This window comes from Cupriavidus sp. 05N40 (genome assembly GCF_056397305.1).
On sequence record NZ_JBFTND010000285.1, the window covers coordinates 1 to 7,250 of the forward strand.

The window sequence follows — 7,250 nt, forward strand, 5'->3', positions numbered from 1 at the left end:
CCGCCGCAGGAAGGCATCTCCATGCTGCTGATCGACATGAAGACGCCGGGCGTGACGGTTCGCCCCATCGTCACGCTCGACGGCGGCCACGACGTCAACGAAGTGTGGTTCGAGGACGTGGAAGTGCCGGCCGCCAACCTGCTCGGCGAAGAGAACCGCGGCTGGACCTACGCCAAGTACCTGCTCGGCCACGAGCGCACCGGCATCGCCGGCATCGGCCACTGCAACCGCGAACTGCGCCARCTCAAGCACTACGCGGCGCAGTCCACCGACGGCGCCGGCCGGCCGCTGATCGACGACGTGCGCATGCGCGACAAGATCGCCCGCATCGAGATGGACATCATGGCGCTGGAAATGCTGCTGCTGCGCGTGGCCACGCAGTCCGCCGGCCAGCCCGGCCCCGAGGCCTCCATCGTCAAGATCCGCGGCTCCGAAATCCAGCAGGACCTGGCCATGCTGCAGATGGAAGTGGCCGGCCCCAGCGCGTGGCCGTACTCGCCTCGCTGGCTCGAAGCGGGCGAGACGCCTGCGGACATGCCGCAGCACGCACCGGACTGGGCCGCGCCCGCCGCCTCCACGTACTTCGACATGCGCAAGACCTCCATCTACGGCGGCGCCACCGAAGTACAGAAGAACATCATCTCCAAGATGATCCTGGGTTTCTGAACGCCGGGACAGAAGGAACAAGCACAGCCATGGACTTCAATTACAGCGAAGAGCAGCAGATGCTGGCGGACAGCCTGCGCCGCTTCATCGATACCGAATACACCTTCGCCAAGCGCCGCGCCAGCGCGCGCGACGGCGCCAGCCTCGACCGTGCCACCTGGGCCCAACTGGCCGAGATGGGCGTGCTCGGCCTGACCGTGCCAGCCGAGTACGGCGGCTTCGGCGAAAGCGCAGCCAGCCAGCTGGTGGTGCAGCGCGAACTCGGCCGCGGCCTGGTGCTCGAGCCGGTCACGCCCGCCGCGGTCATCTCCACCGCCGTGCTGGCAGCCTACGGCAGCGCGGCGCAGAAGGAAGAATGGCTACCCGCCATCGCCAGCGGCGAGCGCATCGTCACCCTCGCCTACCTGGAGCCCACCACCCGCTACCGCCCCGAAAGCGCGCGCGCGGCCGCCGAGCGCAAGGGCGACGGCTACCAGCTCAACGGCACCAAGACACTCGCCTGGCACGGCGAAGCCGCCGATGCCTTCCTGGTCAGCGCGCGCATCGCCGGCAGCAACGAACTGTCGCTCTTCCTGGTGCCGAAGGACGCGCCCGGCCTGACCGTGCGCGGCTACCCCACCATGGACGGCCTGCGCGCCGCCGACCTCACGCTGCAGAACGCCACGGTCGGCGCCGATGCGCTGGTAGGCAGCGAAGGCAACGGCCTGGCCGCGCTCACGCACGGCATCGACCACGGCATCGCCGCGCTATGCGCCGAAGCCGCCGGCGCGATGGAAAGGCTGATCGAGATCACCGGCGAATACCTGCGCACGCGCCAGCAGTTCGGCAAGCCGCTCGCCGCGTTCCAGGCCCTGCAGCACCGCATGGCCGACATGCTGGTGCAGAAGGAACTGGCGTTGTCGATGGCCTATGTCGCCGCGCAAGCGCTCGACGAAACCGATCCCGCGCAGCGCCGCCGCATGCTCAGCGGCGCCAAGGTGGTGGTCGCCAAGGCCGGCCGCTTCGTCGGCCAGCAGGCGGTGCAACTACATGGCGGGATGGGGATGACGGATGAACTTGAGGTTGGGGATTACTTCAAGCGGCTGACGATGATCGACCCGCTGCTGGGGGATAGCGATTTTCATGTGCAGCGGTATGGGGAGGTGATGGTGGGGTAGGTTGAGCAATCGGCGCTTGCGCCTGCGCTCGCTCGGCAATGCGTGTCTTTTTGCTCTGCCGGGCGGGCCGGTCTGCATGCGCCAGTTCAGTCCTCCGGCCAGTTGCTATCGCCTTCGGTCGGGGACTTCGGATACCGAATAAGATGGCTCTCCCGATCGCTCTCCCCAACGGTCATTCAGCCGCCAGGATCTGGATGATCCTCACTGGGAATGACGAGCAAGGTCGGTACAGTCGCGCCGTCCCCATAGTGGTCGGCGTAGCAGCGCTTACCGTTGTCGCAGGTCAGTGTCCAGTCTTTGTAGTCCTTGAAAACCGGCCGGTAGACACCAGGATCCGCAGCAGCCGCCAAAATGGAGAGTAAGGCCAGTGGGCCGACGAGCAGTAGGCGATGAGGTAGTTTCACAGTCACACACCATTGGAGGGACTTACATTTTCTATCTGAGATGACCTGGCGCAGAAACAATCGATTTTCCGCCTCGTGTAATTCAGTTAGTCCGCCTTATCAGTTCTCCGTACTGGATAAACGAACGTGACCGCATCTCCGTGGCGATCGACATAACTTATAATAAATTTATGGTTATCCAGTCTCACATCGCTAATTGCGCCCGGAACATTAACCAATTCTCGCGGTAAGTTCAGTCGAATCGACCCGATTACCGAATTCTTTCTACTTGGATAGATTTGATATATTGGGAGCGGATTTTTCGATATTCCCAATGCCACTCCGAATTCCAAGTCATAGACTTCCACCAGTGGAAAAGGGCCGGCCAACCCCTTATTTTTTCTATAAAAGTAAGTGGCAGAACACTGCGTCCCACACGGGAACAACATCACAAATATCCCTTCCACAAGCGAAATACTGGCCGGCGCCGCAGAATAATCAAATAATTTTGCATCCCCTTGCTTGTCAGCACTGTATATTCCGCAATTGAGATGACCTCTTCTATTCGCACAATTGATTTTTATCTGAGTGTCACTCCGCTGAAAATTCGTTATTTCCGTAAGTGGCTGGCCGTTGACCGCCGCGGCAAGAACCAAACAGATGAAGAACGAAAGGGCCTTACAGCCTGTAGAACCGGCAATCTTCATCGCTGACTCCTCGCGAATTAGGAACCCTCTTGTCTGGCACTACAAACGGCGGAGCGCTGGATAATCGCCTTCTTTCTACGGCTCCTTAAAGCCCCAGACGCTCAAGCCTCTTCGAGATTGACTTCTTATCTTTTAGCGGAAAATTAACGGGATTTCCGCTTAATTCTCCGTCCAATCCCTTTGCCAACTTACCCAATATGTCGTCGCGTCTCACTAGAGGATGCACAGAATTCCCTAGATCTATTTGGTATATATTGACCAGATAAAAATCACCCCCAAAATCCGCCGATTTTGAGTTCACGTGCCATCTAACCAGGACAACAAGGAATTTCCCCCTCCTAACAAATGCTTCGGCGATATGGGGTGCGCCGCCGTTGATTTCATAGGTATCGATCGGGATGGATGGCTGATTGGCACACTCCAGGGTCATTTCGATTGGCGTAGCGGAAATTTCCAACCCGTCTTTATTGGATTCGGAATTTTTATGCTTGAAGGATACCAGACACCATTTCTCCCGATTCCCGATAGAAATTTCGCCAATCTCTGCCTCGAATGAATGTGCAGGTCTTATGCCTCCAAACCCCACGAGATAAACAACAAAAATACCCCACCTCGCCACCCGCTGGATGAACTCAATATGATATTCAAATCGTTTTTTCATAAAATCACACCGATAGTCACATCAGGTACTTATTAAATCAATCGCAGCCGATCAATTTCCCCCTGCTGTCCAACTCCCTGTTTATTTTCTTTTCTGTATTAAGAGAGAATCTCACACGCCTTCCATTTTTGACTCCATCCCAGCCCACCTTATTTTTACCAAGAAACTCCCTTCGAACGAAAAAAGGGTCTCCCGAGATATTTTCACCATAACGATAAATTAATATCCTATACATATTCCCATTAAAAGACGAGGCACGAGAATAAATACTCCACCTCACCAACACCGCAATGCATTTATCACCTCTAATGAAAGATGATAATATTTCCGGGGCCCCTCCCTCCTTTTCATAGGTGTCAATAATTACGGCAGTACCGTCCTCACACGACCACCCGACATCAACATTTCCTGAAACCGCTTCCGATAAGGACTCAGACATAGAAGGTGCCGCTTCTTGGAATATCACAGAACACCCATTCTTTATGCTATCCGCATGGACGTCTTCGATTTTCTGAGAAGCAAAGCCGGTCTGTGAGAACGAAAAAGACGAAATACAAAAAAATTTAATTATCACCAGTGATTTCGTCACCAACCGTGAGAAATATTTAGTTTTGCATTCCAGTTTTTGTTGCATGGTTCGACCCCCTGATTTATTGCCATAAAAGCCCTACGAGCCGCGACTCGCCTTCGATCTATGTCTTTCATGACGGGGTTGATTTTCTTAGTTACGCGGGCAGGATTGTTGACATCTGCTAACGCATTTATGTCTCTTGTCCACCAGTACCAGCCTGATGAATCCGTTGCAAAATGCGCATCATCCTCTACCTTGGACGGTACGCTTGTGACATCGATCCCGCTGTATTTCTTGTAAGATACCTCGACCGCGAGAATCGACGTTTGGATGTTTGTCATCGCCAAACAATACGTGACCGGGCTCCACATCATTTCTTACCATCAGCCTTCCGTTCGCTCGAGTAACGAATAATTGAACGTACCGGCAGGTACTTGTATTCGATAATCTACTTGCTGCTTGCAGCGTTACCTTGCTCTGGTGGCCAGTCTGGAGAGATAGTCTTCAGATACATTGCTCTAACCTCAGACAGCCGCGCGAGGCAGTTATTACGCGTAGTCTCAAACGCCTCCGACTTATTCTCTATCTGCATAACTTCCATTTCGCAGTCAAAATATTTCATTTTTCTCCAAGTTTCTTGGGAGGAAATTACTTTATTTTTTATTTCCATTAAGAGATTGGGCTCTCTTTCATACTGCCTATTCAATCTTTTATTAAGTGACTTATACGCAGAATCGAGATTCGATTTCGCTTTGGCGTAACTTATAGCTGAACACTTGTAAATATCGGCACTGTACCTCGGTGAAACGCAGTCGAGATCGCTAGCCTGCACGCCAGGCAAAAATACAAATACAATTAAATAAAAAGTATATTTAATCTGATCTTTTAATGAAAAATTCATGGCATTACATTTGCAAGTAGCGGGAAAATAGTTTTATCTATTCTTTCTTAGATAAGCAACACACTGCCGTCCACCATCATATGGTTTTATACTTGACGTGTCTTCGATATAGAAAATTAGTTCGTCAGCATCATTCCCCATGCCAGCCACCGCTGGCTTAGGCTTTCGCATCATTTCTGACAAGACATATATTCAAGCTGTTTTCAATTGAGAAGCGAGGAAAGCCACCCCAGTTGATTTTTCATCGTCTTTGCCAGRCAAGCGCCATTGCCCCCACAAGCATTGCGCTCGTGCAGCCAGGAACGATGCCGCCGCACATTTTCAGTTGTGTCGAACGGAATTTGTTTCCCTTCCGCTAAATACAGGCTGTATGCACGGGCAATGCTTTTATCCAAACCAGCCAGTTCGTGGGAACGACATATAGCTTTTTCTGCGGAAGGTCTGGCATGAAAGCAAGAGAATGATGGGGAGGGCGCGGTCCCCGGGACGATCTTGGTCAAAATTAGGATAGTCTGATCGTACCAACGCAAAGCGATCTTCTTGCCATCAATAAAAAAAATCCAAGCGCCGCGCGGGACAGAAGGGAAAGCGGGGTCTTCAAATCCCACTCCCGCTTCCCATGGTTCTCGAGTGCAGGTAATGCCGGTCACATCTACAACCTTCCCCGCTGGCAATCCGAGTTGATAGTCAAGGACTGGCGATGCGTCGGAGTCCGCACTGTAGCCGCCGAGGCTAGCTTTCAGAAGGTTATCCACAGTGATTGGAATGATTCTTGCCTTTGGGTTTTCACATATACGATAGATTTCTGGTGCATTCCCTGCGATCCAATTCACGCGAAAATCAAAGATGCGCCACATTAGCATCGGCGCGTCCCATCCATAATTAATAGCGCCGCCGTAATTTGTATTTACATGAACCTCGACCACCTCCCACTTTCCGATCAACTCGTCAGGGATTGATGCAGACTTCGCGGGTGGAGTGAATAATCCAGTCAGAAATAATAATAGTACTAGGGGAATTATTATGGCCCTACGCAGGAACTCTAGAGCGCTCATTCTTTCGAGTCGAAATTGAGAATTAATGACAGTTTTGTTCACGATGGCTTGGTTCGCATCAAATATTCTTAGGCAAGAAATATGACTATTTGAAATCAATCTTACTGCCCTGAAATTCGTATCGAGCATGAACAAATAGGTTCACCTCGTCCTCTCTTCTCAGAACTAGGCCAAGCATCGTTTTTCCATTCGATTTCACCCCCTCTCTTATTTTGGCCGTGACCGCGGGCACGTCCCCTTCATTTACGAGCCTCGTAACGCTATCCCATCTCCCGGCAGCGTTGTAAGCAAAACATGTCAGTGCATCAAACTCATGTTGAGCGAGATCGATTTCTATGGAATTACGGACCTTCTCTTCGTAGTGCGGTACGATGTGGTGGAGTAATGCAAATTCCTGCTGCTGATTGAGTGAAAGCAGATCCGAATTGTCTTGCGCGAATTTTTGGGCCTGAGTCTCCGTCAGACCTGATCCCTTAGAAAGGCTGGTCGCGATAGATTCCGATAAGCCAATCGCCATCATGTCGGCTCGTATACTAGCGGCACTCCTTTCTTTCATGTCATAGCCTGGACCTAGCGTTACGCCACTTGCTCGGCCCGGCCAATGAAGCCTATTGGATTTACCTGCGCGCACTTCCTGCCTGTAGATGAACCAAATCCCCTTCTCCGAGAGCCGGGTTGCAGCAAATCGCATGAAGTTCCCAACCAAAGCCACGGGATGAACATGAAACACAAACGAATCAACAGGAAAACCTTCCACCTTCCCCGCGACGGCATCCCACCACACCAGCTTGGCAATCCGCGCCTTCTCGCTTTGCCAGGCGGCCCGGGCCGTGGGCGGCACGTTCTTGTCCCAGGCATCCCAGCTCGCCGGGTCGGCCTTCCATTCGCTTGGATAGCGAATGATCAATCGCGACAGTTCGCCGAGCTTGCCGCGGCTGCGCTGGGCAGCCCGCAGTTCCCCCAGGGTCAGTCGGTGATCGGGGATGGTATCGAGGCTGGCGAAGACCTCGCGCATGGGGCCGTCGAGTTGCGCATCGGTGAGCGCCAGCTCGCCGCCCTGGAACGCAGCCATTTGGGCCGCGGTGGTGAAGATGTTGCCGTAGCCTTCGCCCGTTGGCTTGGACTCGATCAGCTTGAAGTCCACCCACT

General features: G+C 53.3%; 8 protein-coding genes. 2 read left to right on the plus strand and 6 right to left on the minus strand.

Going from position 1 to position 7,250, the window contains the following annotated elements; all coding sequences use genetic code 11:
• Both AC1DO7_RS37735 and AC1DO7_RS37740 read left to right on the plus strand, forming a co-directional pair.
• On the plus strand, positions 1–666 hold a 666-nt coding region (locus AC1DO7_RS37735; protein WP_477117324.1), incomplete at its 5' end, for an acyl-CoA dehydrogenase family protein.
• A 29-nt stretch (positions 667–695) separates the two neighbouring features.
• Positions 696–1,823 (plus strand): acyl-CoA dehydrogenase family protein, encoded by a 1,128-nt coding sequence (locus tag AC1DO7_RS37740; RefSeq protein ID WP_441622201.1) that lies wholly within the window; start codon positions 696–698, stop codon positions 1,821–1,823.
• Between the two features lie 490 nt (positions 1,824–2,313).
• On the opposite strand, the gene AC1DO7_RS37745 is transcribed toward AC1DO7_RS37740, so the two are convergent.
• The 6 genes from AC1DO7_RS37745 to AC1DO7_RS37770 all read right to left on the minus strand — a co-directional run.
• A complete protein-coding gene (locus AC1DO7_RS37745; RefSeq protein WP_441650060.1) occupies positions 2,314–2,913 on the minus strand; it encodes a hypothetical protein in 600 nt (199 codons plus the stop codon).
• 85 nt (positions 2,914–2,998) lie between these two features.
• Positions 2,999–3,574, minus strand: a complete 576-nt coding sequence (locus AC1DO7_RS37750; protein WP_441650059.1) for a hypothetical protein — start codon at positions 3,572–3,574, stop codon at positions 2,999–3,001.
• Positions 3,575–3,611: 37 nt separating this feature from the next.
• On the minus strand, positions 3,612–4,208 hold the full coding sequence (locus AC1DO7_RS37755; protein ID WP_441650058.1) for a hypothetical protein: 597 nt from the start codon (positions 4,206–4,208) through the stop codon (positions 3,612–3,614).
• A gap of 385 nt (positions 4,209–4,593) precedes the next feature.
• Complete coding sequence (locus AC1DO7_RS37760; protein ID WP_441650057.1) at positions 4,594–5,046, minus strand: lysozyme inhibitor LprI family protein; 453 nt, start codon at positions 5,044–5,046, stop codon at positions 4,594–4,596.
• A gap of 203 nt (positions 5,047–5,249) precedes the next feature.
• Positions 5,250–6,230, minus strand: a complete 981-nt coding sequence (locus AC1DO7_RS37765) for a lysozyme inhibitor LprI family protein (RefSeq protein ID WP_441650056.1) — start codon at positions 6,228–6,230, stop codon at positions 5,250–5,252.
• The coding region (locus AC1DO7_RS37770) for a glycoside hydrolase family protein (protein WP_477117325.1) at positions 6,187–7,250 on the minus strand (1,064 nt) is incomplete at its 5' end. The genes AC1DO7_RS37770 and AC1DO7_RS37765, both read right to left, overlap by 44 nt.

What these genes read in the sequence shown, in the direction of transcription:
- AC1DO7_RS37740 (WP_441622201.1), top strand. Translation starts at nt 696, where the DNA reads ATGGACTTCAATTACAGCGAAGAGCAGCAGATGCTGGCGGACAGCCTG.
- AC1DO7_RS37745 (WP_441650060.1), bottom strand. Translation starts at nt 2,913, where the DNA reads ATGAAGATTGCCGGTTCTACAGGCTGTAAGGCCCTTTCGTTCTTCATC.
- AC1DO7_RS37750 (WP_441650059.1), bottom strand. Translation starts at nt 3,574, where the DNA reads ATGAAAAAACGATTTGAATATCATATTGAGTTCATCCAGCGGGTGGCG.
- AC1DO7_RS37755 (WP_441650058.1), bottom strand. Translation starts at nt 4,208, where the DNA reads ATGCAACAAAAACTGGAATGCAAAACTAAATATTTCTCACGGTTGGTG.
- AC1DO7_RS37760 (WP_441650057.1), bottom strand. Translation starts at nt 5,046, where the DNA reads ATGAATTTTTCATTAAAAGATCAGATTAAATATACTTTTTATTTAATT.